General features: G+C 67.8%; 24 protein-coding genes, 1 pseudogene and 1 riboswitch. Of the genes and pseudogenes, 17 read left to right on the forward strand and 8 right to left on the reverse strand.

Annotated features, from left to right (window positions below; genetic code table 11):
• Positions 1–22 precede the first annotated feature (22 nt).
• Positions 23–126: riboswitch (Fluoride riboswitch) on the forward strand.
• Positions 127–205: 79 nt separating this feature from the next.
• On the forward strand, positions 206–1447 hold the full coding sequence (locus FFS49_RS25025; protein WP_105818948.1) for a voltage-gated chloride channel family protein: 1242 nt from the start codon (positions 206–208) through the stop codon (positions 1445–1447).
• Between the two features lie 94 nt (positions 1448–1541).
• On the opposite strand, the gene FFS49_RS25030 is transcribed toward FFS49_RS25025, so the two are convergent.
• Both FFS49_RS25030 and FFS49_RS25035 read right to left on the reverse strand, forming a co-directional pair.
• Positions 1542–2255, reverse strand: coding sequence for a riboflavin synthase (locus FFS49_RS25030; protein WP_071332972.1), 714 nt, complete (start codon positions 2253–2255; stop codon positions 1542–1544).
• A 207-nt stretch (positions 2256–2462) separates the two neighbouring features.
• Positions 2463–4325: an ABC transporter ATP-binding protein gene (locus FFS49_RS25035; protein WP_105818947.1), complete on the reverse strand. Its 1863-nt coding sequence runs from the start codon at positions 4323–4325 to the stop codon at positions 2463–2465.
• Between the two features lie 489 nt (positions 4326–4814).
• Here FFS49_RS25035 and FFS49_RS25045 point away from each other — a divergent pair, with 489 nt between their 5' ends.
• Entirely contained in the window at positions 4815–5696 is an 882-nt protein-coding gene (locus tag FFS49_RS25045; protein WP_039345353.1) for a Dyp-type peroxidase, read from the forward strand.
• Positions 5697–5798: 102 nt separating this feature from the next.
• Here the strand turns inward: FFS49_RS25045 and FFS49_RS25050 are convergent, their stop codons facing one another.
• Together FFS49_RS25050 and FFS49_RS25055 are read right to left on the reverse strand one after the other, a co-directional pair.
• Complete coding sequence (locus tag FFS49_RS25050) at positions 5799–6200, reverse strand: OsmC family protein (protein WP_011355890.1); 402 nt, start codon at positions 6198–6200, stop codon at positions 5799–5801.
• A gap of 104 nt (positions 6201–6304) precedes the next feature.
• Positions 6305–7228, reverse strand: a complete 924-nt coding sequence (locus tag FFS49_RS25055; RefSeq protein ID WP_105818946.1) for a LysR family transcriptional regulator — start codon at positions 7226–7228, stop codon at positions 6305–6307.
• Between the two features lie 496 nt (positions 7229–7724).
• On the opposite strand from FFS49_RS25055, the pseudogene FFS49_RS25060 reads away from it, so the two are divergent.
• From FFS49_RS25060 to FFS49_RS25085, 6 genes and pseudogenes are all read left to right on the forward strand, one after another.
• A pseudogene (locus FFS49_RS25060) lies at positions 7725–8774 on the forward strand (helix-turn-helix domain-containing protein); the annotation flags it as partial.
• Entirely contained in the window at positions 8726–10042 is a 1317-nt protein-coding gene (locus tag FFS49_RS25065) for an Nramp family divalent metal transporter (RefSeq protein ID WP_105818944.1), read from the forward strand. The pseudogene FFS49_RS25060 and the gene FFS49_RS25065, both read left to right, overlap by 49 nt.
• 81 nt (positions 10043–10123) lie before the next feature.
• The gene (locus FFS49_RS25070) at positions 10124–10714 is read left to right on the forward strand and encodes a phosphatase PAP2 family protein (RefSeq protein WP_105818943.1); all 591 of its coding nucleotides are present in this window, start codon (positions 10124–10126) and stop codon (positions 10712–10714) included.
• 457 nt (positions 10715–11171) lie between these two features.
• The gene (locus FFS49_RS25075; protein WP_105818942.1) at positions 11172–11960 is read left to right on the forward strand and encodes an SDR family oxidoreductase; all 789 of its coding nucleotides are present in this window, start codon (positions 11172–11174) and stop codon (positions 11958–11960) included.
• Positions 11961–11997: 37 nt separating this feature from the next.
• Positions 11998–13005: an NADP-dependent oxidoreductase gene (locus FFS49_RS25080; protein ID WP_105818941.1), complete on the forward strand. Its 1008-nt coding sequence runs from the start codon at positions 11998–12000 to the stop codon at positions 13003–13005.
• Between the two features lie 206 nt (positions 13006–13211).
• Entirely contained in the window at positions 13212–13727 is a 516-nt protein-coding gene (locus tag FFS49_RS25085) for a thioesterase (protein ID WP_105818940.1), read from the forward strand.
• 43 nt (positions 13728–13770) lie between these two features.
• On the opposite strand, the gene FFS49_RS25090 is transcribed toward FFS49_RS25085, so the two are convergent.
• The 3 genes from FFS49_RS25090 to FFS49_RS25100 form a co-directional block, all read right to left on the reverse strand.
• Positions 13771–14823, reverse strand: a complete 1053-nt coding sequence (locus FFS49_RS25090; protein ID WP_039345329.1) for an AI-2E family transporter — start codon at positions 14821–14823, stop codon at positions 13771–13773.
• 236 nt (positions 14824–15059) lie between these two features.
• Complete coding sequence (locus tag FFS49_RS25095; protein ID WP_105818939.1) at positions 15060–15644, reverse strand: YSC84-related protein; 585 nt, start codon at positions 15642–15644, stop codon at positions 15060–15062.
• Between the two features lie 64 nt (positions 15645–15708).
• A complete protein-coding gene (locus FFS49_RS25100; RefSeq protein ID WP_021157600.1) occupies positions 15709–16095 on the reverse strand; it encodes a DUF883 family protein in 387 nt (128 codons plus the stop codon).
• Here FFS49_RS25100 and FFS49_RS25105 point away from each other — a divergent pair.
• On the forward strand, positions 16094–16348 hold the full coding sequence (locus FFS49_RS25105) for a hypothetical protein (protein WP_137909918.1): 255 nt from the start codon (positions 16094–16096) through the stop codon (positions 16346–16348). The genes FFS49_RS25100 and FFS49_RS25105 overlap by 2 nt on opposite strands.
• Positions 16349–16381: 33 nt before the next feature.
• Here FFS49_RS25105 and FFS49_RS25110 read toward each other — a convergent pair whose 3' ends face one another.
• Entirely contained in the window at positions 16382–18247 is a 1866-nt protein-coding gene (locus FFS49_RS25110; RefSeq protein WP_105818938.1) for an ExeM/NucH family extracellular endonuclease, read from the reverse strand.
• Between the two features lie 203 nt (positions 18248–18450).
• On the opposite strand from FFS49_RS25110, the gene FFS49_RS25115 reads away from it, so the two are divergent.
• From FFS49_RS25115 to FFS49_RS25150, 8 genes are all read left to right on the forward strand, one after another.
• Positions 18451–18804 (forward strand): YciI family protein, encoded by a 354-nt coding sequence (locus tag FFS49_RS25115; RefSeq protein ID WP_039345316.1) that lies wholly within the window; start codon positions 18451–18453, stop codon positions 18802–18804.
• Between the two features lie 125 nt (positions 18805–18929).
• Positions 18930–19349, forward strand: coding sequence for a YciI family protein (locus tag FFS49_RS25120; RefSeq protein ID WP_047850329.1), 420 nt, complete (start codon positions 18930–18932; stop codon positions 19347–19349).
• A gap of 42 nt (positions 19350–19391) precedes the next feature.
• On the forward strand, positions 19392–19808 hold the full coding sequence (locus FFS49_RS25125) for an extradiol dioxygenase (protein WP_071332961.1): 417 nt from the start codon (positions 19392–19394) through the stop codon (positions 19806–19808).
• Positions 19805–21073 (forward strand): RNA polymerase sigma factor, encoded by a 1269-nt coding sequence (locus tag FFS49_RS25130; protein ID WP_105818937.1) that lies wholly within the window; start codon positions 19805–19807, stop codon positions 21071–21073. The genes FFS49_RS25125 and FFS49_RS25130 overlap by 4 nt, the downstream gene beginning before the upstream one ends.
• Before the next feature lie 297 nt (positions 21074–21370).
• On the forward strand, positions 21371–21793 hold the full coding sequence (locus FFS49_RS25135) for a rubrerythrin family protein (RefSeq protein WP_027791020.1): 423 nt from the start codon (positions 21371–21373) through the stop codon (positions 21791–21793).
• Positions 21794–21916: 123 nt separating this feature from the next.
• A complete protein-coding gene (locus FFS49_RS25140; protein ID WP_105818936.1) occupies positions 21917–23254 on the forward strand; it encodes a heterodisulfide reductase-related iron-sulfur binding cluster in 1338 nt (445 codons plus the stop codon).
• Positions 23255–23284: 30 nt separating this feature from the next.
• Positions 23285–23866 (forward strand): DUF3501 family protein, encoded by a 582-nt coding sequence (locus tag FFS49_RS25145; RefSeq protein ID WP_105818935.1) that lies wholly within the window; start codon positions 23285–23287, stop codon positions 23864–23866.
• Positions 23867–24602: 736 nt separating this feature from the next.
• A complete protein-coding gene (locus tag FFS49_RS25150) occupies positions 24603–25544 on the forward strand; it encodes a transposase (RefSeq protein ID WP_105818934.1) in 942 nt (313 codons plus the stop codon).
• Positions 25545–25612 lie beyond the last annotated feature (68 nt).

The raw sequence follows: 25612 nt of genomic DNA on the forward strand, positions 1-25612 counted from the left end.
GCGCGGGGCGTCGCGTACAATGGCGGCCAGCGGAGATGGCATGCCTCCCTGCGGTCGTAGTCGGCGCGTTGCGCACGGTGCGGCCCTCAACCGCCGGTCAGCCCGGCTGATGATGCCTGCGTGTTCCTGGGTCGTCAGGAGGTCGCAGGCCGTCCATGCGGGTTTCTGCCGCCCAGGTTTTGATGTTCCGTCGAATCTGGAAATCATGTTTTTCACGACTTCTGCCGATCTTCTCGCGACCGTGCGCTATGTATGCCGCTGGCTCGCGCTCTCGGCCCTGCTCGGCACGCTGGCCGGCACGGCTTCCGCCCTGTTCCTGATCGCGCTCGACTGGGCGACCGGCACGCGCGTCGCGCATCCGTGGCTGCTGTGGGGGCTGCCGGCCGCCGGTTTCGCGACCGGCTGGATCTACCATCGCTTCGGCCAGTCCGTCGCGCGCGGCAACAACCTGCTGATCGACGAGATTCACGACCCGAAGGCGCTCGTGCCGAAACGGATGGCGCCGCTCGTGCTCGTCGCGACCGTCGTCACGCACCTGTTCGGCGGTTCGGCCGGGCGCGAGGGTACTGCCGTGCAGATGGGCGGCGCGCTCGCCGATCGCGTCACGCACGTGTTCCGTCTCGATCGGGAGCATCGCCGCGTGCTGCTGATGGGCGGCATCGCGGCCGGTTTCGCATCGGTGTTCGGCACGCCGCTCGCGGGCGCCGTGTTCGGGCTCGAGGTGCTCGCGATCGGGCGCGTGCGGTACGACGCGCTGCTGACCTGCGTTGCCTCCGCGATCGTCGCGGACGTCGTCTGCCGCGCGTGGGGCGTGCACCATACGGCCTATGCGATTCCGTTCGTGCCGGCCGTGTCGGCGACGGGGCTGGCCGTGACGGTCGTCGCGGGCATCGCGTTCGGCGTGGTCGGGCGGTTGTTCGCGTTCGCGACGCATGCGCTGACCGCGTGGTTCCGCAAAGTCGTCCGCTATGCGCCGCTGCAGCCGGTGCTCGGCGGCCTGCTGGTCGCCGCGGCCGCCACCGCGCTGAACGTGCCGCAGTATCTCGGCCTCGGCATCCCGACGATCGAGGCCGCGTTTCATGGCCCGCTGCCGCTCTACGATTTCGCGGGCAAGTTCGCGTTCACCGTCGTCACGCTCGCGTCGGGGTTCAAGGGCGGCGAAGTGACGCCGCTGTTCTACATCGGCGCGACGCTCGGCAACGCGCTCGGCCAGGTGCTGGCGCTGCCGGTGCCCGTGCTCGCGGGGCTCGGGTTCGTCGCGGTGTTCGCAGGCGCGGCCAATACGCCGATCGCGTCGACGATCATGGCGATCGAGCTGTTCGGCGCGGATATCGGCGTGTACGCGATCGTCGCGTGCGTGGTTGCGTATCTGTTTTCAGGGCACGCGGGGATCTATCGCGCGCAGCGGGTGGCGGTGGGGAAGGGTGCGCGGGTGGAGGTGGATTGAAGTCGGTGTGCGGGGTGGCCGACCGGGCGCATCGCGACGGAAGCCGACGCCCGGTAATCCCGAGGATCACCGGGGCAAGTGGCGTCCGTTGCCGTTACGCCTTCGGCAGCCGCGCGACGTTCCGCGCCAGCAGTTCCTCGATATCGATGCCTTTTTCCGCCAGCAACGCGGTGACGACACCGTTCAGTTCGCCGAGCGTCTCCTTGACCGCTTCCCGGATCGTATCGACGACCACCTGCGTGCTGCGCTCGATCTCGATGTTGACCGTGTCGTTGACGCCCTTCGCATCGAAGGTCGTCGCGCGGCGCGTTTCGGGAATCAGCCAGACATCGAACCAGCCTTCGTCGCGGTTGACGTCGGACACCGTCAGGCTGCAGCCGTTGATCGCGATATAGCCCTTCGCGAACACATACCGCTTGAACGCCTCCGGCACGCCGATGCGCACCATCCGGTTGTGTTCGGACATCGCGATGTGCCGGATGGTCCCCGTGAAATCCACGTGGCCCGACAGCGGATGTCCGCCGATCTCCGCACCGTCCTTGGCGGCCCGTTCCACGTTGATGTGTGCGCCCGTCGTGAGATCGGCCAGCGTGGTGATCCGCAGGCTTGGCAGCATCACGTCGAAGTCGATCAGCTCCGGCGAATGGATGGTCGTTACCGTCAGACAGACGCCGTCGACCGACACGCTGGCGCCGATCTCGATATCGTCCGTAAAGTGCTCCGGGAATTCGATACTGAAGGTTCTCAGTTCCCCGTGATCGGCGATGCGCTTGATGGTGGCAACGCCCTGGACAATTCCTGTAAACATGGTCGATCCCTAGTCGCAAATTTCCTGGTCGACATGATAAGGGATACCGGAAAAGGGCACGTCGTGGCGCGCGGCGGCGGGGCGGCAGGCGTGAGGCGCAGGCGAAAAAAAGGCCGTGCACCTGGCACGGCCGCGATCCGGATCCGTTTATCGACGCGCGCCGGCGGTGATGACCGCACCGTCGGCGCGTGCCGCGACACGCTCGCGTCACGCCTCGGCCGGCTCGCCGAGCGGCCCGGCGTCGTCGTCCGCCGTGCGCCGCGGCGAATCGGCGAGCCCCTTCGCCAGTTCCAGCGCCTGCCGCTCGAACAGCCGGCGATATACCCCGCCGTCGATCCGGATCAGCGCGTCGTGGCTGCCTTCCTCGATCACCTTGCCGCGATCGAGCACCAGCAGCCGGTCGAGCGCGCGCACGGTCGACAGCCGGTGCGCGACCACGAGCGTCGTGCGGCCGACCATCAGCCGCTCCATCGCCTGCTGGATCAGCAGCTCGCTTTCGCTGTCGAGGCTCGACGTGGCTTCGTCGAGGATCAGGATCGGCGCATCGGCGAGGAACGCGCGTGCAATCGCGACCCGCTGGCGTTCACCGCCCGACAGCTTGATCCCGCGCTCGCCGACGAGCGTGTCATAGCCGTCCGGCAGCGTGGCGATGAAGTCGTGCGCGCTGGCGAGCCGCGCGGCGCGCTCGATGTCGGCCCGGCTCGCATCGGGGCGCGCATACGCGATGTTCTCCGCGAGCGTGCGGTGAAACAGCACGGGCTCCTGCTGGACGATCGCGATCTGGCTGCGCAGCGAATCCTGCCGAACCTGCGCGATGTCCTGGCCGTCGATCGTGATGCGGCCGCCCGACACGTCGTACAGGCGCTGGATCAGCTTGATGAACGACGTCTTGCCCGACCCCGAGTGGCCGACGAGGCCGACGCGCTCGCCCGGCGCGATCCGCATCGAGAAATCGTCGTACAGCGGCACCGGATGGTTGTCGTAGCGGAACGTCACGTGCTCGAAGCGGATCTCGCCTTGTTCGATCCGGATCGCCGGCGCGCCGGGGCGATCGTCGATGCCGAGCGGCTGGCGTTCGAGCGCGACGAGTTCTTCCATGTCGTTCACGGAGCGCTGCAGGTTGCGGATGTGCATGCCGACGTCGCGCAGGTAGCCCTGCAGCATGAAGAACATCGTCAGCGCGAACGCGATGTCGCCGACGCTCGCCTCGTCGTTCACCCACAGCCGCAGCGCGACGCCGATCATCGCGGCCTGCATCGCGACGAGCATCGCGCCCTGCAACCCGCCGTTGAGCGTGCCGCGCACCCACGTGCGGCGCGTGCGTTGCCGCCACTTGCCGATCACGCGCGCGAGCCGCGCTTCCTCGCGCGTTTCCGCGCCGAACGCCTTGACGACCGCGTTGCAGCTCACGGCATCGGCGAGCGCGCCGCCCATGCGCGTGTCCCACAGGTTGCCGAGCCGCGCGGCCGGCGCGACGATGCCGAGCGACACGGCTACCGTCACCGTGATGTACAGCAGCGAACCCGCGCCGACGACGAGCCCCATCACGGGCCAGTGCGTGCCGAGCAGCACGGTGGCGCCGACGAGCATCGTGACCGACGGCAGCAGCGCGATCAGCACGGTGTCGTTCAGCAGGTCGAGCGCCCAGATCCCGCGCGTGATCTTGCGCACGGTCGAGCCCGCGAAGCTGTTCGCGTGCCAGTCGGTCGAGAAGCGCTGCACGCGATGGAACGACGCAGCCGCGATCTCGCTCATCATCTTCAACGTGAGCGTGATGATGTTCAGGTAGACGCCTTGCCGCAGCACCGTCGCGCCGAGGCCGAGCGCGGCGAGCGTGCCGAACGCGACGAGGGCTGCATGCCACGCGGCGGCGCGATCGGTCAGGCCGGTCGACAGCGCGTCGACGAGGCGGCCCGCGAACAGCGGCGTGAGCACGTCGGCGAGCGCGGCGAGCAGTGCGAGGCTCGCGACCAGGGCGGTGCGACCCGGCTGCTTGCGCCAGTAGCGGAAGGTGAAGCCGAAGACGGCCTGGAATGCCTGGCCGCCCAGATGGGAGGTTTTTCTGGTCATTTATCGTTGCCCGGCGCATCGCGCGACGGGACTTTCCGGTTCGGAGAACATCGAAAACGCAACAGCCGGGCCGCGCGAAAATCGCGGGCGGAAAACGAAACGGGCTGTCGGGAAACGGCGCGGCTGACGGGTTAGCGGAAAACTCGGGAGCCGGCGCGGACGGCGGGCTGGATCAGCTGAGCCGTGGGACCACGTTCGGGAAGGTTGCTGGCATTCGGAACATCTGCACCTCCCCTGAAGTGAACGGTTGAAAAGACGCCGAAAAGACGTGAAAAGATTCTATCAGCAGTGAAGGGCGCGCCGCAACGTCTGACGAATGCGGCGTTGCAGCGTCGATACGTTAGTATTCAGGGTTTCGGCCCTTCTTTTGCGGCCTTTCCCCAGTGCGGCAGCGCAAGGCCCGGCACGCGCGTCGATTACACTTCGGCGTCTGCGGCGCATGCCGCCGCGGCCCGCGCAGATTCACCACGATACATTCCTGAGGAAACGATGAGCGACGTTCAGCAAGGCATCCTGGCCCCGATCGATTCGGCGGCCCGATACCTCACTTTCACGATGTCGAATGACGGCAATGTGGCAGCGGCGCTGGCCGCGCTGCGCGAGATCGTCGACGGACGCGACACGGTCGTCGGGTTCGGGCATGCGCTGGCGGCGTACCTCGGGCGCCCGGTGCCGGGCCTGACCGAATTCCCGGCGTTCGCGGTGAAGGACCGCACGCTGCCGGCGACGCCGGCCGACGTGTGGGTCTGGCTGCGCGGCGACGATCGCGGCGAGATCGTGCTGCGTGCACGGGCGATCGAACGCGCGCTGGCGCCGGCGTTTGCGCTGCAGGATGCGGTCGACGGTTTCCGCTATTCGAACGATCGCGACCTGTCCGGCTACGAGGACGGCACGGAAAACCCGGAAGGCGACGAGGCGGTGGCCGCTGCGATCGTGACGGGGCAGGGCGCGGGGCTCGACGGGGCGAGCTTCGTCGCGGTCCAGCAATGGCTGCACGACTTCGACCAGATGGAGCGCATCCCGTCGGGCGACATGGACAACATCGTCGGGCGCCGCCGCTCGGACAACGAAGAACTCGACGACGCGCCCGAGTTCGCGCACGTGAAGCGCACCGCGCAGGAAAGCTTCGAGCCCGAGGCGTTCATGCTGCGCCGTTCGTCGCCGTGGTCGGACGCGCGTCGTGCGGGCCTCTACTTCGTCGCATTCGGCTGCTCGTTCCGCGCGTTCGACGTGCAGATGCGCCGGATGAGCGGCGCGGAAGACGGGATCGTCGACGGCCTGTTCCGCTTCACGCGGCCGCTGACGGGCGCGTATTTCTGGTGCCCGCCGCTGAAGGACGGCAAGCTCGACCTGTCCGCGCTCGGCCTGTAAGCGCCTGACGGTTCGACGAAACGGGGGGCCGCGCATCGTGCGCGGCCCCCCGTTTCTTTTTTGCGCGGCGATCGTGTGCCGTGTGCTGTCGTGCGTGGCGTGTCAGTTCAACGTCGTGTCGATCCGCGTGCCGCGCTTGATGAACTGCGTGACCGGCGTTTTCTCGCAGATTTCGGCGAGGCGCTGGCGTTGCGCTTCATCGAGCGGGCCGTCGAGCGTCACGACGCGGCGCACGTATTGCGTGCCGTCGCGATCGGCGTGCAGCTCGGTGCGCACGTCGATGCGCGTGGCCGGCCACGTCTTGCGCTGCATATACATGCGCAGCGTCGCGGCCGTGCATTGCGCGAGGCCGGCCAGCACGAACTCGTACGGCGCCGGCCCGCGATCCTGGCCGCCTTCGCGGGGCGCTTCGTCGCCGGTCAACGCGTGCGTGCCGGCCTGCAGCTGGACGACGTAATCGGGCGCATCGGCGTCGAGGACGGCAGCGGCATGGATGAGCGACATGGGTATTCTCCGGTCAGCGGGAAGAGGAAACAGGGAAGCGGGCGCCGCGTGACGGCGCGCAGCCGTCAGCATACCGTCCCGATCGTGAAGGCGTGCGCCGCGCGCTATGCGTCGGCGGCGCCGGCGCTGCTGCGCACGAGCGCGGCGATGCGCTCGCGCACCCACTGGTGCGCGCGATCGGCATCGCGCGATTCGTGCCAGTACGCGAGGAGCGGGAACGGCTTGAGCCGCAACGGCAGCGGCCGCACGACGATCGGCAGCAGCGCGGCCATCCGCAACGCATAGGTATGCGGCAGCGTGACCAGCAGGTTGCCGGTCGCGGCGATCTGGCACGCGGCGAAATAGTGCTGGCAGGTGAGCCGGATATCGCGGAAGCGGCCGTCGTTGCCGAGCAGCACGTCGAGCGATTGCGGCTCGCCGAGCGACGACACCGAGACATGCTGCGCCGCGAAATAGTCGGCGCGCCGCAGCGGTTCGCGCGCGAGCGGATGATCGCCGCGCAGCGCGACGACGAGCGAATCGTCGAGCAGGTGTTCGGTGGCGATGCGCGGGCCGGTCGGCACGCGGCGATCGACGGCGAGATCGAGATTGCCCGATGCGAGTTCGCGCTCGATGTCGGCCACCGCGATGCGGCGGCTCACGAGCCGCAGGCCCGGCGCTTCATCGGCGAACGCGGCGACGATCCGCGGCAGCGCGATCGATTCGAGCACGTCGCGAATGCCGACTGCGATGCTCAGGTCGAGCGTCGCGGGATCGAATGCCGACGGTGCGCGCGCGGTGCCTTGCAGGCCCGTCAGGTGCAACTGCACGTCCGCGATGATCGACCGCGTGCGTTCGGTTGCGACGACGCGGTTGCCCTGCCGCACGAACAGCGGATCGTCGAAATGCGCGCGCAGCCGGTTGAGCGCATGCGTGACGGCCGGCTGCGTGAGGTGCAGCGCGCGGGCGGCCGCGCCGATGCCGCCATGCGCGTAGACGGCGTCGAGCACGCGAAACAGGTTCAGGTCGAGACGGTGATCGGCGGGCACGGGGCGCGGGTGGCGTGGTGAAGGGTGGACCGATTCTAAAGGATGCGCAGGCTACGGATACGGCGGTTTTTCCTGCGTGGCGATCGATGGCATCGGATACGAATCGATATCGTTCGAGCCGATATTCGGTTGTGCATTTATCCGGATATCCGACGCAATAAGTCGCAATGAAATGCGCGAATTGCGACGTACACAATCGCAATAATGGGCGATATCGGCCCGGGCAATTCCATATAGGGCCGCCAGCAAACCGTGACAGCCTGTAGTAATCCGCCATCATGCTGTCCATGTCGGCCATTTCGCGCCAAAGGCGCGACCCGTTCGGCTAAGATGCCGTCGCTTCATATTTCGGGATAGCCGTCCTGTCGCACGCATTCAAACCAAATATAAGCCTGACAGTTCGACGGTATTAGAGAAGTCGAAAAAGTCGGGGGCTTGGCCAGTGGATGCAGCAGATCAGAGATGGGTCGTTTTCTATTTGAGTACGGGATTTTCGTTGGCCCAGGCCGCGCGTCTTGGCGAGGCTTTCAACCTGGCGAATCGCCTGCACGCATACAGTGCTGACTACCAGCTGAAGTACGTATCCGAAAGCGGGGGGCTGGTGCAGTCGTCATCCGGCGTGAGCATTGCGGCGGAGCCGCTCGGCGACGAGCACGGCCGCCGCGCGCTCGCGTTCTTTCATCTTCACGGCGACCGCGCGGCCGTCAACTGGGACGACGCACTGCGGCGTCGCCTCTCGGACATTCGCCATCATGCGCGCTGGATCGTCGACGGGATGGACCTGCCCACGCTCGCGGCCATGCAGCGTCCGTCGGCGGTGATCGAAGGGCAGCCCGGCCGGGGCGCGCGACGGGGCACCACGACGGTCGAACTGCAGGCCGGCGAATCCGACGTGTTCGCCGCCGTGCTCGACATGTTCCGCGTCGAGTTCGGCGACATCGCCGCGCAGGAGATCGCCAGCAACCTGCTGCGGCCGGTCGAGCAGCGCTATACGCAGTCGATGTGGGCCTTTCGCGAGCTGAGCGCGAGCCCGTCGATCCGGATGTCGGCGCAGCGGCTGCGCGCGCAGAGCGTGAACCGCATCTCGATCGCGAACGCGGCCCAGGCCGCCGCGATGAGCGAGCGCAACTTCCTGCGGCGCTTCAAGAAGGAAATCGGCGTGACGCCGACCGAGTTCGTCCAGCACGTGCGGCTCGAGCGCGCATGCCACATGCTGGTCCACACGACGCTGCCAGCAGATAAGGTCGCGCGCCGCACCGGCTTCGGCAGCGGCGAGCGGCTCGCGAAGCTGTTTCGCCAGCGCATGCTGATGTCGCCGACCGAATTCCGCGTCACCGAGCGCGAAAGGATCCTCACCCGTGGCGTGGGGCCGGCCGATGCGGGCGAGGCGGCCGGCGACGGCACCGAGGGGCATCGCGCCGCGTGAGACGCCACGCGGGAGAAAATCGGGCGGATACCCGTAGAATCGTCCTGTCACGATCTCGAGCCCCGGTTTCCATGTCCTTCCTTCCCACTACCGCCACCGCCCCTTTCTGCCCGTCGGAAGTCAAGGGCAGCATCACGATCGATGCCGGCGCGCCGCGCTGGCAGAAGCTCAAGCGCTTCTTCGGCCCCGGCCTGCTGGTCGCGATCGGCTACATGGATCCCGGCAACTGGGCGACCGACATCCAGGCCGGCTCGCAGTTCGGCTATTCGCTGCTGTGGGTCGTCGCGTTCTCGAGCCTCGCGGCGATCTTCCTGCAGATGCTCGCGGCGCGGCTCGGCCTCGTCGCCGGCAGGGATCTCGCGCAGGCCAGCTACGACCGCTACGGCCGGTTCGGCCGCATCGTGCAGTGGGTGACCGCCGAAGTGTCGATCATCGCGTGCGACATCGCGGAAGTGCTCGGCTGCGCGCTCGCGTTCAAGCTGCTGCTCGGCGTGCCGCTCGCGTGGGGGATCGTGCTGACCGCGCTCGACACGGTGATCGTGCTCGGCCTGCAGGGCAAGGGGTTCCGGCAGATCGAGGCGATCGTGCTCGCGCTGATCGCGACGATGGCGTTCTGCTTCGTCGCGCAGGTCGCGATCACGCCGCCCGACTGGCACGCGGTGGTCGGCGGGCTGGTGCCGGGCGATCCGGGCCACGACCGCAAGGACGCGATCGTGCTCGCGCTCGGCATCGTCGGCGCGACGATCATGCCGCACAACCTGTACCTGCATTCGTCGGTCGTGCAGACGCGGCACGTGGTCGGCGGCGCGCGCGGGGTGATCCGCGACACGCTCGCGCTGGTGCGCATCGATACCTTCGTGTCGCTGTTCGTCGCGATGCTCGTCAACGCGGCGATCCTGGTCGTCGCGGGCGCGGCGTTCCACGCAACGGGCCAGCACAACGTGACCGACATCGAGCAGGCCTACAAACTGATTACGCCGATCGCGGGCGGCGCGGCCGCGCTGCTGTTCGGCATCGCGCTGCTCGCGTCGGGACAGAGCTCGACACTGACCGGCACGATCGCCGGCCAGGTGATCATGGACGGCTTCCTGCATACGAAGATCCCGTGCTATCAGCGCCGGCTGATCACGCGCGGGCTCGCGCTCGTGCCGGCACTGATCGGCGTGCTGTGGCTCGGCGACGGCTCGGTCGGGCAACTGCTCGTGTGGAGCCAGGTACTGCTGAGCCTGCAACTGCCGTTCGCGATGTGGCCGCTGATCCGCTCGGTCAGCGATCGCAACACGATGGGCGAGCACACGATCGGGCGCGGGATGCAGATCGCCGCGTGGGCGCTGTTCGTCGTCATCACCGGCACGAACCTGCTTCTGATTACCGGTGTCGCGGGCTGATACAGCCTGTCACAGGCTGACACAGGCGCGCGGCGCGCATGCGGTAAACTGCGGCCTTTCGATCGTCGTCCGAAGTCCGTTATGTGGAGTGAAATCAGCAACATCGGCGATGCCGCGCTGACCTTGCCGATCGCGCTGACCTGCGCGGCGTGGTTCGCGCTGACCGACTGGCGCCTCGCCGTCCGCTGGGTCGTGCTGCTTGCCGGCGGCATGGGCCTCGTCGGCGCCACCAAGATTCTCTATGCCGGGTGCGGCATCGAGTTGCCGCAATTCGATTTCCGCGTGATCAGCGGCCATACGATGCTGTCGACGGCTGTGTGGACCGTCGCGCTGTCGATGCTCTGGCAGGCGTTCCGGCCGGGCAAGGCGCGCGGCATCGCGGCCGGGCTGGCCGTCGGCGCGGTCACGGCCGTCGCGCGCGTATTCGATCATTCGCACACCGTTCCGGAAGTGATCGTCGGCTGGATGCTCGGCGCGCTGGTCGCGCTGGTGTTCCTGCGCGGCTACGACAGCGCGCGGCAGCGGGCATTCTCGCCGCGCGTCGCGGCCGCCTGCCTGCTGCTCGTGTCGGGCATCGCGTACGGGCATCGTGCGCCGTTCCAGCAGATGATCGACACCCACTCGCCGCAACTCTGCGCGTTCGTGCGCGCGCCGTCGGGCGACGGATTCTGACGGTAGCCGGTCGCGGCGCCCCGGCGCCGCCTTCCTGCTGCCGGCATTCGTCCGGCGGTTACACGATTCCGCACCGTTCATCTTCCCGACCGCTTTCGCGTCGGCACGGAACGCCGCGCCTCGTCATTCCCTGAATCAACGAACCGGCCGGTCACAAGACTCGCGCGTGCGGGCGGCCCGTGAATGCGTGCCGGCACATGAATGTCATGAACCGTGTCTATGACCGGGCATAACGATTATTCATTTCATCGATTGGCGGCATTCGCGTACGCTGGCTGTCGTTCAATCGGGGCAGGCGACCCGGCGCGCGTCAGGTTCATCTGGATATACTCGCGGAAACCGTGCGGCGCCTCGTGATGTCGAGGCACGGTCAACCGGCCCGCGTCGGCCGGGACAGGCACGGTCCACCCGTCGCGGCAGCGTTCCGCGACGACGATTCACGACAGGAGCAGGTCACATGACAGTCGTTTCTTCGCGCCTTGCCGGCAAGTGCGCATACATCACGGGCGCCGCGGGCGGCCTCGGCCGCGCGATCGCGCGCCGGATGGTCGAGCAGGGCGCGCGCGTGTTCGTGACCGACATCGCGGAAGCCGCGGTGCTCGACGCATTCGCGCAGGAACTCAACGCGGGCCACGCGACGCCGGTCGCGTTCTCCGCGACGCAGGACGTGCGCGACGAAGCACGCTGGCAGGCGCTGCTCGCGCAGGCGGTCGACGCTATGGGCGGGCTGTCGGTGCTCGTCAACAACGCGGGCGTCGGCTCGATCGGCTCGCCCGCGCAGATCGAGCTGGACGAATGGCGGCGCGTGATGGCGATCAACGTCGAGAGCATCGTGCTCGGCTGCAAGCACGCGCTGTCGTATCTGGCCGAAAGCCATCCCGCGTCGATCATCAACATCTCGTCGGTCGCCGCGTTCAAGGTCGAGCCGGATTTCACCGCGTACAACGCGTCGAAGGCCGCGGTCGCGTCGCTGACGAAGTCGGTCGCGATCGACTGCGCGCGCCGCGAGATCGACGTGCGCTGCAATTCGATTCACCCGGCATTCATCCGCACGGGGATCGTCGAGCCGCTGTTCCAGTCGCTCGGCGAACGCGACGCGACGCGCAAGCTCGCGCGCGGCATTCCGCTGCGCCGGCTCGGCGAGCCGGACGACGTCGCGCACGCGGCCGTGTATCTCGCCTCCGACGAGAGCCGCTTCGTGACGGCCGCCGAACTCGTGATCGACGGCGGCATGTGCGCGGTCTGACGCGCATCCCGAACTACAACGACCGGAGGAGAACATCGTGTCCACACCCGTGAACCGCCAACTGTTGCTGAAGACGCGCCCGGAAGGGCGGGTCGGCCGCGAACACTTTTCGCTCGTCGAGACGCCGGTGCCGGCGCTTGCCGACGGCGAAGTGCTCGTGCGCGTGCTGTACCTGTCGATGGACCCGACCAACCGTGTATGGATGAGCGACGTGCCGCAGTACCTGCCGCCCGTCGCGATCGGCGAGGTGATGCGCGCGCTCGGCATCGGCCGCGTGGTCGCGTCGCGCAACGCGGGGTTCGCGGAAGGGGATCTCGTGCAGGGGCTCGTCGGCTGGCAGGACTACGCGGTCGTGCCGGCCGCGCAGCTCGTGAAGCTGCCCGCGCAGTCGGGCCTGCCGCTGCCGACGCTGCTCGGCGCGTGCGGGATGAGCGGGCTGACCGCGTACTACGGGCTGACCGACATCGCGCCGGTGCAGCCGGGCGAGACGCTCGTGGTATCGGCGGCGGCCGGCTCGGTCGGCTCGATCGCCGGGCAGATCGGCAAGATCCACGGCGCACGCGTGGTCGGCATCGCCGGCGGCGCGGACAAGTGCCGCTACCTGACCGAGACGCTCGGCTTCGACGCGGCCGTCGACTACAAGGCCGACGATTTCCGTCAGCAACTGAAGGCGGCGACGCCGGACGGCGTGCACGTGAACTTCGAGAACGTCGGCGGCGAGGTGATGCGCGCGGTGCTGTCGCGGATGGTGATCGGCGGGCGCGTCGCGCTGTGCGGCGTGATCTCGAACTACAACAGCGGGCGCGCGGCGGACGACGTCGGCGTGCTGATCTCGAAGCGGCTGACGATGCGCGGCTTCCTGATCCTCGACTATCGCAAGAGCCGTGAAGCCGTGCAGACGCTCGCGGGCTGGCTGCGCGACGGCCGGCTCAAGGCCGAGGAGACTGTTGCGGACGGTCTCGAGAACGCACCGGACGTGCTGAATCGCCTGTTCGACGGCGACCATCGCGGCAAGCTCGTGCTGCGCGTCGATCCCGGCGCGTGACCGGCCCGCCGCGCAGCGTGCGATGCCGTTCGTACGCTGTCGCGAGGGCCGTGAACGCAGCGGGTTCGATTAGTCGGGCCTTAGTTTCGGACTTGTCCCATATATTGTCCGGACGTCTCTCCCTAAAGTGATTACCAGCAGACAGGCGGCGTGACCGACGCGTCACGCCGCCTTTTTTTCTGGTCACGCGCAAGAGGAGAGGGAACATGCGAAACGACGCGAAGCGGGCGGCATCGGTGGCGATGCGCAATCGAACGGTGCGGTGTGCCGGTGCCGTGCGGCAGGTCGCAATCGGGCTTGGCGTGGCGTTCGCGATGTCGAATGCGGTGGCGGCCGGGCACGCCGCGTCGGAAGGCATCGTGCGGTTCACCGGTGCGCTCGTCGATCTCTACGACGTGACGCTCGACGCACCGTCGGGCGTGGCGGTCGAAGGACGAGAGGTGGCGAACGGCGGGGCGGCCGCAACGCTGCGATTCGATGCACATGGCCGGCGTTTGCCGGGCGCCCATGTGGCGCTGCTCGGGCCCGACGGTGCGCCGTTCTCGCCCGACGTCGCCGCGCGTGTGCGTGCAACGTGGCGCGATGCGCACGACGATCGAAGCGTGCCGCTGGCATCGGGCCGCACGTATCGCGTGGGCCCGTATGGCGGCGTGATGTCGCTGGCGGCGGATGAAGCAACGGGCGCCGAGGCGCCCGTCGTGATCCGCATTCGCCATCCGTGACGGCGTGTGCCGGCAGGTGCGTGGCACGCGGCCACGCGATGTGTCATTCGCCCTGTTCGGCGCGTGCGTAGATGTCCCAGCTCGCCATGAACAGCGCGGCGACGAGCGGCCCGATCACGAAGCCGTTGATGCCGAACAGTGCCATCCCGCCGAGCGTCGAAATCAGCACGACCCAGTCGGGCATCTTCGTGTCCTTGCCGACGAGAATCGGGCGCAGCAGGTTGTCGACGAGGCCGATCACGCCCACGCAGAACGCGACGAGGATCACGCACTTCCAGACCGCGCCGATCATCAGGAAGTAGAGCGCGGCCGGCACCCATACGAGGCTCGCGCCGATCGCGGGCAGCAGCGACAGGAACGCCATCAGCGCGCCCCACAGCACCACGCCCTCGATCCCGAGAATCCAGAAGATCAGGCCGCCGAGCGCGCCCTGCACGAGCGCGACCGCGATGTTGCCCTTCACCGTTGCGCGCACGACGGTCGTGAACTTCGCGAGCAGCAGGTTCTTGTGCTCCTCGTCGAGCGGCAGCGCGCGGCGCACGCGGCGGCCGATCTCGCCGCCGTCGCGCAGCAGGAAGAACACCATGTACAGCATCACGCCGAAGCTCACGACGAACTGGAACGTGTTCTGGCCGATGCTGAGCGCCTGGGTGGCCGCGAACTGGCTGATTTGCGCGGCGCCGTCGGTCAGCTTCTTCTGGATGCCCGGGATGTTGGTCAAACCGTACTTCTGCAGCAGGTTCTGGATCGACGTCGGCAGCGCGTGAATGATGTCGTGGAAATACTGCGAATAGTTCGGCTGGGCGTCCTTGAGCTCCTGGTACACGTACGCGATTTCCTGCACGAGCGTCGCGGCGACGAACACGAGCGGCAGAATCACGATCAGGACGATCAGCGACAGCGTGACGAGCGCGGCCAGGTTGCGCCGCTTGCCGAAGCGTGCGGCGAGCCAGCGCTGCACGGGCTGGAACAGGATCGCGAGAATGGTGCCCCAGAACACGGCTCCGGAAAACGGCGCGAGGATCCAGCAGAGTCCGACGGTGACCGCGGCCAGCAAGAAATAGAAGAATTTTTGGTGGTCGTGTCCGCTTTCCATGGATGACGTTCGCGCAGATTGATGCGTGGTTTGATTGAATCTCGTTGCCCCGCGCGCGATCGGTTCCCGATCGTCACGGGTTCGCGGCGAAATGCGACGCAGGGCGGCCCGAAGCGGAGTATGCCCGCAAAGGCGCCGCCATCATAGCCGCTGCGCGCGGCCCATGCGAAAACGCCGCGGCCGGGGCCGCGGCGCTGCCGGGAAGCAAACGCGGCGCGACGCCGCGTGCCGCATCGTCAGATGTTGAGCTTCGTGACCTTGGTGCCGTTCACCGACAGGTCGCCCATCAGGCCCGCGTTGGTCAGGATCAGCACCTCGACCGGGGCGGTGGCGGTGTTGGAGTCGACCGCGCCGTTCGCGCCGACCTTCACGACCGCGACCGAGGCGTCGGCGCCCGCGGCCCAGCCGTCGGACTTGCGGAACGAGTCGAGCGCATCCTGCGTCATGAACAGGAACACGATCGCCTTCGACTGCGCGCCGGCCTGCAGGCCGACCGACAGCGACGACGTGTTGTAGTAGCCGACCGTGCTGCCGCCTACGCGCAGCGCCCCGTTGCCGGACTGGCCGCCGACGATGAAGCCGGCTTGCAGCACGTTCGGGAACACGAGCACGCCGCGCGATTTCGCGACGAGCTCACGCGAGCCCGGCACCGTCGAATAGAGGCGCGACAGCGTCGCGTTGACGCTGGCGTCGATCGACTGGCGCTTCGACGCGCTGGCCGAGGCGCCATCCGGTTTGTCCGGGGTGGTCGTGCAGCCGGCGAGCGCGAGGCTGCCGAGCAGGACGGCGGCGGCGGCTTTCATGGCAAAGGTCTTTTGCATGGCGTTACTCCTTCGTTTGTCTGATTGAGGACGGACGGGGCGGGCGCGTGGCGGCCGGCTCCGCTCAACGGCGGGCAAGGAGCAGGCCCGCAACGAACGCGAGGCCGGCGACGACGCCGGCGGTTTGCCACGGGTTGTCCTGCACGACCTGCGACACGCGTTCGGCCGAATCGCGCAGCCGGGCGGCCGCGCTGCCCGACGCATGGTCGAGCGCGCCGCGCGCTTCATCGAGCCTGGATTGCACGCGCTTGCGCAGCGCGGCGATATCGCCGTCGCCATCGTTTTTCAGCAGATCTTCCAGTTCGTCGACCAGCCCGCGCAGATCGTCGGTGACGTCGGCATGCAGGTCGCGGGCGGCCGAGCGCGTCGTGCGCCCGACGCGCCGGCCCGTGCGACGAATGTCGGAGAGGCCGCGGTCCAGCTTGTGTTCGATCGAGTCGGTGAGCGCCATGGTGTTTATCCTCCTTCGATTACAAGGCAAATTTGAAGATAAGACGAATCCCAGCAACCTGTGTGATTCACTTGGCCCGATTTTGTTTCGAGACAAATTTTCAATTCGCGGGCAGGATTGCCGCACAGCCCCGCCACACGGGGCGGCGCGGCGATTGAAAAAAATTCGTATTTCGGGCGAAGCGGTGTATCGGGCTGCGGTACACGGTGAAGGTCCGGTAAATATCGCGTCGCCAGGGCCATCAGGTAAATAGTGCCGTTGCAAGCCTTGTGGTGATGCAAATGCACTAATCGACGCCTGCTGGAGGAGCACGGTTCGTGCCCGGGGTTGCTGACGTGCCGCCATCGCCAAGCGCGACGTCGATCACGACGGGATCGTGATCCGATGACCGGTACGCGTCGGGTGCGTAATAAATCGACCGATGTGCGGACGTTTTGTAATCAGGCACGGGTTGGAGGGCGGCCGGCTCGTCGGCGTTGATGTGCCAGACGTGTACGGCCCTCACGCGCGCGGCGAGCGCCGGCGTGGCCAGCGCGTGGTCGAGGCTGCCCGCTTCGCCGCGAAATACGTAGCTGTACGCAGCATCGCCGACGAAGCGCGTCACCAGGTTCTCGTAGCCGCGTGACTCGAGCGCGCGCACCGGGTCTTCCTTCGCGTAGCTGTTCAGGTCGCCGATCAGCAGCACGCCATCGGCCGTGGTGCCGGTCGGCGATGTGGCGAGCCAGTCGGCGACGCGCGCGGCGGCTCGCGTGCGCGCCGCATTCCAGCAGCCCTGGCCGTCCGACTGGTCACGATCGGCGCCGGTCGCGTTCGGGCAGTTCTTCGATTTCAGGTGATTGACCGCGACCGTGAAGGCACGCGTGCCGCCGATGCGCCGGAACGTTTGCGCGAGCGGCGGGCGGTGCCGGCCGCCGAGGGCGACGGTCGCGGCCCGCCCGGCCGGCTCGACCGTGCGGCTGTCGTACAGCAGCGCGACTGCGATCGCATCGCGGCCGAGGCGCGCGGTGCCGGGCTCGACCGCGCGCCAGCCGTCGCCGAGTTGCGCTGCGAGACGCTGGACGGCGCTCGCGTTGCCGTGGCCATTGTTCGCGATCTCCATCAGCCCGATCACGTCGGCACGCAGCGCGCGCAACGCCGCGACGATCTTCGCCTCCTGCCGCGCGAACGCGGCGGGCGTTTTCGCGCCGCGGCTGGCCGGGGCATCGAATCCGCCGCTGCGCCCGTCGCCGTTGAAATAGTTGAATACGTTGAACGACACGATGCGCACGTCGGCATCCGGGTGCCGGGCCGGCGCCTCGGTACGCGGGTTCGGGGCGGCATCGAACACCGGCGCCGCGCCGGCAACCGGTTGCAGCCGCCATGCGCCGTAGCGCAGTTCGAGCACGCCTTCGACGCCGCGTACCGTGTAGCCCGCGCGCAGCGTGTTGGCGGCGCTCAGCGACGGCGGCGGATAGCGCACGATTGAGGGATCGCGGCGGCTCGAGCCGTCGTCGAGCACGATGCGGTTGCGTGCGTTGGCGGTCGCGATCGCGGCGGCCCCGGCCGGCGGGGCGACGTGGGTCGGGATGCGCAGCCGGCCGTGGCTGAGGACGATGCTGCCGTAGCGGCCGAGTTCGTGGGTATCGCTGACCGTCAGGGTTTGCGGCAGGCGCACCCGCATGCCTTCAAGCGCGGCCAGCACCGCGTCGGTGGCGACGGGCAGCGTGAGCGTTGCGGGCGTGACCCTTTGCCCGCGGGCGCAGACGGTCACGCCGCCCGACAGCGTGAATTGCGTCCGGCCGTAGCGCTCGTCGACGCGGCCCGTGAGATGCACGAGATCGCCGGCTTTCGCGCTGGCGTTGGGTGCGTACACGAACATGCCTTCGGGGACGCCCGGCCGGTGCCGGCGCTGCGCGTCGGCCTGCTGGACGAAGAAGCCGCCGAGGCCGTGGGCGCCGCCGAACGCAGCAGTGACGACCGCTTCGATCGAGGTCGTCTGCCCAGCCAGCGGCGACGGGCCGCCGGCGCGGCGAAGGTCGGCAATCGGCGTGGTTGCGCCGCCGCAGCCGGCGCTGACCGGCGGCGCGGCCACAGCCGGCCGGGCAGGGGGAGCGGCCAGCGCGGCGAGGGCGATGAACGGTGCAACGGCAAGCGGCACAAGCAGGCGTGACATGGGGCGGTCCACAGGAAGAAAATCCGACGGTTCGGGAAGGCATCTTGACGGCAAAATGTCAGGAAGCGGCCGAAATGGCCGTCCGGCCATAGCCGATCGGCCGACGATGCAAGCCGCACGGCGGCTGCTACGCTTTTGCATCGGCCGGCGCATCCCGATCGCGCAGCGAACGCCGCCGCGCCCCGTTCCCACAGGAGAAATCCATGTCTTACATGCTGTTGATTGTCGAGCCGACCGACCAGCGCGCCGAACGCACGCTCGACGAAGGTCAGGCGTTGTATGCGCGGATGGTCGATTTCGCCGAGACGCTGAAGGCGCGCGGCGTGCTGCGCGGCGTCGAGTCGCTGGAGCGCTCGGAGCGCGGCACGCGCGTGCAGGTGCGCAACGGCGAGACGCGCCTGATCGACGGGCCGTTCGCGGAGGCGAAGGAGATGGTCGGCGGCTTCTTCATCGTCGACGTCGACACGCGCGAGGAAGCGATCGAGATCGCGCGCCAGTGCCCGGCGGCGCAATGGTGCACGGTCGAGGTGCGGGCGGTCGGCCCGTGCTTCCTGTGAAGGTTGCGACTCGGTATTTACCCTGATATGTCGCGGAATGTGTCGATCCGGCCGTCTTCCGGCCGTCGTCCGGATAAGGCGCCGATGAATCGGCGCTGCCTTCCACCGACGACAAGGAGTGAACGATGCGATTCATGATCATGATCCGGGCGAACGCCGTCAGCGAATCCGACGCGTTGCCGGACAACCGGCTGGTCGAGGCCATGACCGTCTATCACGAGGAACTGGCCAGGGCCGGCGTGCTGCTCGACGCGAACGGGCTGCGGCCAAGCGCGCGTGGGTGGCGCGTGCGCTACACGGGCGGCAAGGGCACCGTGATCGACGGCCCGTTCGCCGAAACGAAGGAACTGATTGCCGGCTATACGCTGATCCAGGTGCGGTCGCGCGATGAGGCGCTCGAATGGACACGCCGGTTCCCCGCGCCGTTCGGCGCCGAGATGGATTGCGAGATCGAGGTGCGGCCGCTGTTCGAGCTCGACGACCTCACGCCGAGCGACGCGGTCGAGCGGTTCCGCGAACTCCACGTCGGCCGTACCGGCGCCTGACTGATTGCCCGCCTGAATCCAACCTCACCGGGAGCACCCGACATGCACAAGATGGTCTTCATCAACCTGCCCGTGGCCGACCTGCCGCGCTCGAAGGCGTTCTACCAGGCGCTCGGCTTCGAGGTCGTACCGGCCTATACCAACGACCAGGCCGCCTGCATCAAGATCAGCGACACGATCTTCGCGATGCTGCTCGTGCGGCCGTTCTTCCAGACGTTCACCGGCAAAACCATCATCGATCCGGCAACGCAGGTGCAGGTCCTGTCGTGCCTGTCGTGCGACAGCCGGGCCGAGGTCGACGCGATCGTCGCGAAGGCGCTGGCGGCCGGCGGGTCCGCGCCGCAGGCGCCGCGCGAGTACCCGAACATGTATGGCCACGGGTTCGACGATCCGGACGGCCATGCATGGGAACTGATGGCCATGCCGCTGGACGCTTCCACCGAGGGGCAGGCGTCGTGACGCGTGAGGCGACTCACCGTGCGATCGAAGCGGTCTGGCGAATCGAGGCGCCCAAGATCATCGCGCGCGCCGCGCGCGTGGTGCGCGACGTCGGCGTGGCCGAGGAACTGGCGCAGGACACGCTCGTCGCGGCGCTCGAGCACTGGCCCGTCGACGGCGTGCCCGACAACCCGGCCGCATGGCTGATGACGGCCGTGAAGCGTCGCGCACTCGATCGTGTCCGGCAGGAGTCGCTTCACGCGGCGAAGCGCGACCAGCTCGGCCACGAGATGGACGCGCTCGAAGCGCACGTCGTCCCCGACATCGCGGACGCGCTTGCCGACGCGAGCGACGACGACATCGGCGACGACCTTTTGCGGCTGATCTTCACGTCGTGCCATCCGGTGCTGTCGACCGATGCGCGCGTGGCACTCACGCTGCGGCTGCTCGGCGGGCTGACGACGGGCGAGATCGCGCGCGCCTTCCTCACGCCCGAGCCCACGATCGCGCAGCGGATCGTGCGCGCCAAGCGCACGCTCGCGGCGGCGCACGTGCCGTTCGAGGTGCCGGCGGCCGATGCGCGGCCCGCGCGGCTCGCGTCGGTGCTCGAAGTGATCTATCTCGTGTTCAACGAAGGCCATGCGGCGACCTCGGGCGACGACTGGACGCGCCCGGCGCTGTGCGACGAGGCGTTGCGGCTCGGCCGGGTGCTGGCCGGGCTGGCGCCGGATGAGAGCGAGGTGCTCGGGCTCGTCGCGCTGATGGAGCTGCAGGCGTCGCGCATGCATGCGCGCACCGATGCGCAGGGCCGGCCCGTGCTGCTGCTCGACCAGGATCGCAGCCGCTGGGATCCGTTGCTGATCCGGCGCGGCCTCGCGGCGCTCGAACGTGCAACGAAGCTCGGCGGCGTACGCGGGCCGTATGCGCTGCAGGCCGCGCTGGCCGCCTGCCATGCGCGTGCGCGGCAAGCGTCGGATACGGACTGGGCGCAGATCGTCGCGCTGTATGACGCGCTCGCCGAAGTCGCACCGTCGCCCGTCGTCGAGCTGAATCGCGCGGTGGCCGTCGGGATGGCGTTCGGGCCTGCTGCGGCGCTCGAACTCGTCGACGCGCTGCGCGACGATCCCGCGCTCGCGCGCTATCACTGGCTGCCGAGCGTGCGCGGCGACCTGCTGGCGAAGCTGGGCCGTGCCGACGAGGCGAAGGCCGAATTCCGCCGCGCGGCGGAACTGACGCGCAACGAGCGCGAGCGCGAATTGCTGCTGAGGCGCGCGACGGACGCGTGACGCGCGCGGCACGCGGCGCACGCCGAGAGCCACATGCCGCGAACCACATGCCACGAGCGAACCCGGCACACCGTGTACCAGCCCCGCCCTGCGGCGCTTGCCACTCCGCGTCCCCGCACCGCTCGCCGCTCCCCCGCCAAGCACTATCGCCCGGATTGAAAAAGCCTATTGGGGGATGCGAACGCGAGCGCCTAGATTGAAGAGCACGATGCGTGCGCCTCGGCACCCGCATCGTTCCCCACATACCTGATCGGCCCGGCTTCGCACGCGGCCGCGCCGACTCGAACGGAGGCGCAAATGGCTCAACTCAAGGGCAGCAAAACCGAAGAGAACCTGAAGGCCGCATTCGCGGGCGAATCGCAGGCGAACCGGCGTTATCTGTATTTCGCTTCGAAGGCCGACGTCGAAGGCCAGAACGACGTCGCCGCGCTGTTCCGCTCGACCGCCGAAGGCGAAACCGGCCATGCGCACGGCCACCTCGAATACCTGGAGGCCGTCGGCGATCCGGCAACCGGCTTGCCGTTCGGTTCGTCGCGGCAGAATCTCGAATCGGCGATCGCCGGCGAAACGCACGAATACACCGACATGTATCCGGGCATGGCGAAGACAGCGCGCGACGAAGGTTTCGACGAAATCGCGAACTGGTTCGAGACGCTCGCGAAGGCCGAACGCAGCCACGCGAACCGCTACACGAAGGCGCTGGACAGTCTCGTCGACTGACGGGCCGCCGCGGGCCGCACGGCAGGCCGTGCGACCGGCAAGCGGCCGGCTGTTCGTTCATCGCTGCCCGCATCGGGCGGGCGGCGCTGGCGCGCATGCGCGCCACGCTGGATGGAGCGCCCCATGCCCCACAAGGAAGGCAGTCTCGAAGCCCCGACCCGGCATCCGCTCGACTGGCAGTCCGATGCGTTCTACGACCAGGCCGCGATCGATGCGGAAATGACGCGCGTATTCGACATCTGCGCCGGGTGCCGGCGCTGCGTGTCGTTGTGCGGCGCGTTTCCGACGCTGTTCGATCTGGTCGACGACACGCCGATGGGCGATATCGAGGAGGTGCCGAAGGCCGCGTTCGGCAAGGTCGTCGACCAGTGCTACCTGTGCGACCTCTGCTACATGACGAAATGCCCGTACGTGCCGCCGCATGCATGGAACGTCGATTTCCCGCACCTGATGCTGCGCGGCAAGGCCGCGCGCTACAAGCGCGGCGAAGCGACGTTGCGCGACAAGGTGCTGTCGAATACCGACGCGCTCGGCCACTTCGCCGGCATTCCGATCGTCACGCAGGCGGTGAACGCGGTGAACCGCACGCCGCCTGCGCGCCATGCGCTCGAGGCGACGCTCGGCGTCGATCGCGATGCATGGCTGCCGGAATTCGCGCCGCGCAAGTTCCGGCGCACGGCGAAGCCGTCGGACGGCTTGCCGGTGCGCGACGGCGTACGCACGCCCGGCAAGGTCGCGATCTATGCGACGTGCTACGTGAATTTCAACGAGCCCGGCATCGGCCACGACCTGCTCGCGATCCTCGCGCACAACGACATCCCGTACGAGCTCGTCACGCGCGAAGCCTGCTGCGGGATGCCGCTGCTCGAGCAGGGCAATCTCGCCGGCGTGGCCGCGAAGAAGGACGTGAACCTGCCCGTGCTCGAACGCTATGCGCGCGAAGGCTATGCGCTGATCGGCGCGATCCCGAGCTGCGTGCTGATGTACAAGAGCGAGCTGCCGCTGATGTTCCCCGGCGACGAAGCGGTGCGCGCAGTGGCCGACGCGTTCTGGGATCCGTTCGAATACGTGATCGCGCGGCATCGCGACGGACTGCTGAAGACCGATTTCAAGACGGGCCTCGGCACCGTGTCGTATCACGTGCCGTGCCATGCGCGCGTGCAGAACATCGGCCGCAAGACGGCCGACACGCTGTCGCTCGTGCCCGACACGCGCGTGAATGTCGTCGAGCGCTGTTCGGGCCACGCGGGCACGTTCGGTGTGAAGAAGGGGTTTCACGCGGATGCGATGCGGATCGGCGGCCCCGTGTTCAAGGCGATGGCCGAGCCGCAGCCGGATGTCGTGTCGTCGGACTGCGCGCTGGCCGGTCATCACATCGTGCAGGGCATCGAGGACAAGGGGCTGCCGTCCGCGCCGCTCGCGCATCCGCTTACGCTGCTGCGCCGCGCGTACGGCATCTGAGCCGCCGCCGGCCGCCCACGAGGACCTCCCATGACGTTGACCCGCGACTCCCTGCTGACGCTCGAAGCGTACGCGAAGATCCGCGAGGCCGAACACGCGCGGCTCGTCGCGTACAAGCGCCGCCGTGCGGTGGCGCTGGGCAACCACCTGCGCCTCCTGTTCGAGGACGAAACGACGATCCGCTATCAGATCCAGGAGATGCTGCACATCGAGAAGATCTTCGACCAGGCCGGCATCGAAGGCGAGCTGGACGCGTATTTGCCGCTCGTGCCCGACGGCACGAACCTGAAGGCGACGATGCAGATCGAGTACGAGCACGAGATCGAACGGCGCGCGGCGCTCGCCCGGCTGATCGGCGTCGAGGATCGCGTGTACCTGCAGGTCGACGGGCATGCGCGCGTCTACGCGATCGCAGACGAGGATCTCGACCGCGACACCGCCGAGAAGACGTCGGCCGTGCACTTCGTGCGCTTCGAGCTCGACGCGCCGATGCGCGCGGCGCTCAAGGGCGGGGCGGCGCTGTCGATCGGTTGCGATCACCCGGCGTACACGATGCCGCCGCAGCGCGTGGACGCGGACGTGACCGCGGCGCTGGCCGTCGATCTGCGCTGACGCGTCCGTCCGCTGCAACGTCCGGCATCGCCCCCGCCGGTTTTCCTCTTTCGTTCCGACCCGAAAACGGCACTCCCGCCTCCGATGCGGCGCGTTCGCTCGCCCGCCGTCCCGAAGATGTAACAGACGTCACTGGTTTGCACGCGGCGAAAAATTTGCATCGCACGTCACCGCGCTTTCATCACTCGCAGAGAAACAATAAAAAGATTGTGCACGGAGATAATTAAAATCGGTCGAATTTGAATGATTTACCGATTCGTGAATATCTTGTTACGCTTTTTTCCCTGATTTACCGATGTCGGGCAGCAATGCGCGGGATTGTTGCCGGCAGGGGGCGGGGCACCCCGAAAATGCCAATGAAAAGGCATTCCGCATACGCTGCGGAGCCCCGCCAGGCGGGCCTTTGCAGAAACGGGCATAAAGATCGCGCAAAAAAATTCAAGCGTAAATACATTGCGCACCCGTGGCAGGTTGTTTCAGTGCGTAACATTAAGTCATTGTCATATTGAGATAAACCCTAGGGATGGTATGCTTCGTGCACAAAAATTCCCACATTGGAGTGAGACCGTGATTTGTGCGTCATTGCCGGGAATGTCGGCACCGTGAAAGTGCGGTGCCGCACCGGCATGCACAACTCCGGATAACCATAATGTGCAACCTGGCCGCCCCGCGACGCGATGTGTCGTGACGGCGCCGCCAATCGCAGCCCCGGCCTGGCTGCGTGGAGAGATCTACTATGTTCTTCGATGAGCTTACCGATGAAGAGTGGTTTCGTCTTTCAACGCTGATCGCCGATGAACCCATCCGGCTGAACCGCCGCGGGCGTCCGCGAGCCGAACCGCGCGTCGTTGCCAACGCGGTGCTCTGGATCCTGACGACCGGTGAAGCGTGGTCGAAGCTGCCCGGTCGCTATCCGTCCGGGCCGACGTGCCGCCGCCGCTACGAGGAGTGGCTCGCGTCCGGCACGCTGCTGCAGATGATCGACGTGCTGACCCAGTTCAGCGGGCGCACGTTCGCGTATATCCCGCCGCCGCCGGAGCCGGTCGTGCCCGCACGCCGTGCCGAGCCCGCGCCCGACAACGACCGCTTGCGCGGCGTGTTCTGGCAGAACCCCGAGTCGTGGCAATTGCCGGTCGCTCAGGCAAACGTTTGGGAGGGCGAGGGCGCGTCGATGAGCGCGAGGCCGGTCGACGAAGTCGTCGATCCGTCGGCCGCGTCGTTCGCGGTGCCGGGTGCGCCGTCGGCGGAGCTGCGCCATGCGCATGCGTCGTCGGCGAGCTTCGCCGCGGCCGAACCGCAAGTCGACAACTATCGCGGCTATACGATCTGCGGCATCGCGCAGCCCGTGCAGAACCTGATGTATCGCGCGTGGGCCGAGATTACGCAGGACGACCGACGCGTCGAACGCTCGGGCCTGATCGGTCCGCGCTTCACCGATGCCGAGGAAGCCGAGCAGTTCGCGCTCGACTGGGCGCGCCAGTGGATCGATCGCCATGGCGCGAGCGACGAACCGGCGCGCGAGCCGCAAGGCGAGGTGCTGGCCGGCTTGTCCGCGCTTGCGCGTACCGAGTCGGACATCCACCGCTTCATCGCCGAGCGCCACGCGGGTGCGCTGTCCGAAAGCCGCAACGATCCGGTGCAACCGGAGCGCCGCGAGTACGTGTACCGCGTCGGCTGATCGCCGACCCGCCGAGACGCGCGGGCCGTCGTGTGCCACGACGCCCGCGCGGAAGTCCCGTCTTTCCA

The sequence above is a fragment of the Burkholderia sp. 4NA327C6 genome, from assembly GCF_005502655.1.
Classification (GTDB): Bacteria; Pseudomonadota; Gammaproteobacteria; order Burkholderiales; family Burkholderiaceae; genus Burkholderia; species Burkholderia contaminans.

Coding starts and splice junctions, on each gene's coding strand:
- FFS49_RS25095 (WP_105818939.1), bottom strand. CDS start 15,644: ATGCAAAAGACCTTTGCCATGAAAGCCGCCGCCGCCGTCCTGCTCGGC.
- FFS49_RS25035 (WP_105818947.1), bottom strand. CDS start 4,325: ATGACCAGAAAAACCTCCCATCTGGGCGGCCAGGCATTCCAGGCCGTC.
- FFS49_RS25025 (WP_105818948.1), top strand. CDS start 206: ATGTTTTTCACGACTTCTGCCGATCTTCTCGCGACCGTGCGCTATGTA.
- FFS49_RS25135 (WP_027791020.1), top strand. CDS start 21,371: ATGGCTCAACTCAAGGGCAGCAAAACCGAAGAGAACCTGAAGGCCGCA.
- FFS49_RS25150 (WP_105818934.1), top strand. CDS start 24,603: ATGTTCTTCGATGAGCTTACCGATGAAGAGTGGTTTCGTCTTTCAACG.
- FFS49_RS25085 (WP_105818940.1), top strand. CDS start 13,212: ATGCGAAACGACGCGAAGCGGGCGGCATCGGTGGCGATGCGCAATCGA.
- FFS49_RS25045 (WP_039345353.1), top strand. CDS start 4,815: ATGAGCGACGTTCAGCAAGGCATCCTGGCCCCGATCGATTCGGCGGCC.
- FFS49_RS25145 (WP_105818935.1), top strand. CDS start 23,285: ATGACGTTGACCCGCGACTCCCTGCTGACGCTCGAAGCGTACGCGAAG.
- FFS49_RS25125 (WP_071332961.1), top strand. CDS start 19,392: ATGCACAAGATGGTCTTCATCAACCTGCCCGTGGCCGACCTGCCGCGC.
- FFS49_RS25105 (WP_137909918.1), top strand. CDS start 16,094: ATGGTGTTTATCCTCCTTCGATTACAAGGCAAATTTGAAGATAAGACG.
- FFS49_RS25110 (WP_105818938.1), bottom strand. CDS start 18,247: ATGTCACGCCTGCTTGTGCCGCTTGCCGTTGCACCGTTCATCGCCCTC.
- FFS49_RS25050 (WP_011355890.1), bottom strand. CDS start 6,200: ATGTCGCTCATCCATGCCGCTGCCGTCCTCGACGCCGATGCGCCCGAT.
- FFS49_RS25030 (WP_071332972.1), bottom strand. CDS start 2,255: ATGTTTACAGGAATTGTCCAGGGCGTTGCCACCATCAAGCGCATCGCC.
- FFS49_RS25140 (WP_105818936.1), top strand. CDS start 21,917: ATGCCCCACAAGGAAGGCAGTCTCGAAGCCCCGACCCGGCATCCGCTC.
- FFS49_RS25065 (WP_105818944.1), top strand. CDS start 8,726: ATGTCCTTCCTTCCCACTACCGCCACCGCCCCTTTCTGCCCGTCGGAA.
- FFS49_RS25070 (WP_105818943.1), top strand. CDS start 10,124: ATGTGGAGTGAAATCAGCAACATCGGCGATGCCGCGCTGACCTTGCCG.
- FFS49_RS25115 (WP_039345316.1), top strand. CDS start 18,451: ATGTCTTACATGCTGTTGATTGTCGAGCCGACCGACCAGCGCGCCGAA.
- FFS49_RS25075 (WP_105818942.1), top strand. CDS start 11,172: ATGACAGTCGTTTCTTCGCGCCTTGCCGGCAAGTGCGCATACATCACG.
- FFS49_RS25120 (WP_047850329.1), top strand. CDS start 18,930: ATGCGATTCATGATCATGATCCGGGCGAACGCCGTCAGCGAATCCGAC.
- FFS49_RS25100 (WP_021157600.1), bottom strand. CDS start 16,095: ATGGCGCTCACCGACTCGATCGAACACAAGCTGGACCGCGGCCTCTCC.
- FFS49_RS25090 (WP_039345329.1), bottom strand. CDS start 14,823: ATGGAAAGCGGACACGACCACCAAAAATTCTTCTATTTCTTGCTGGCC.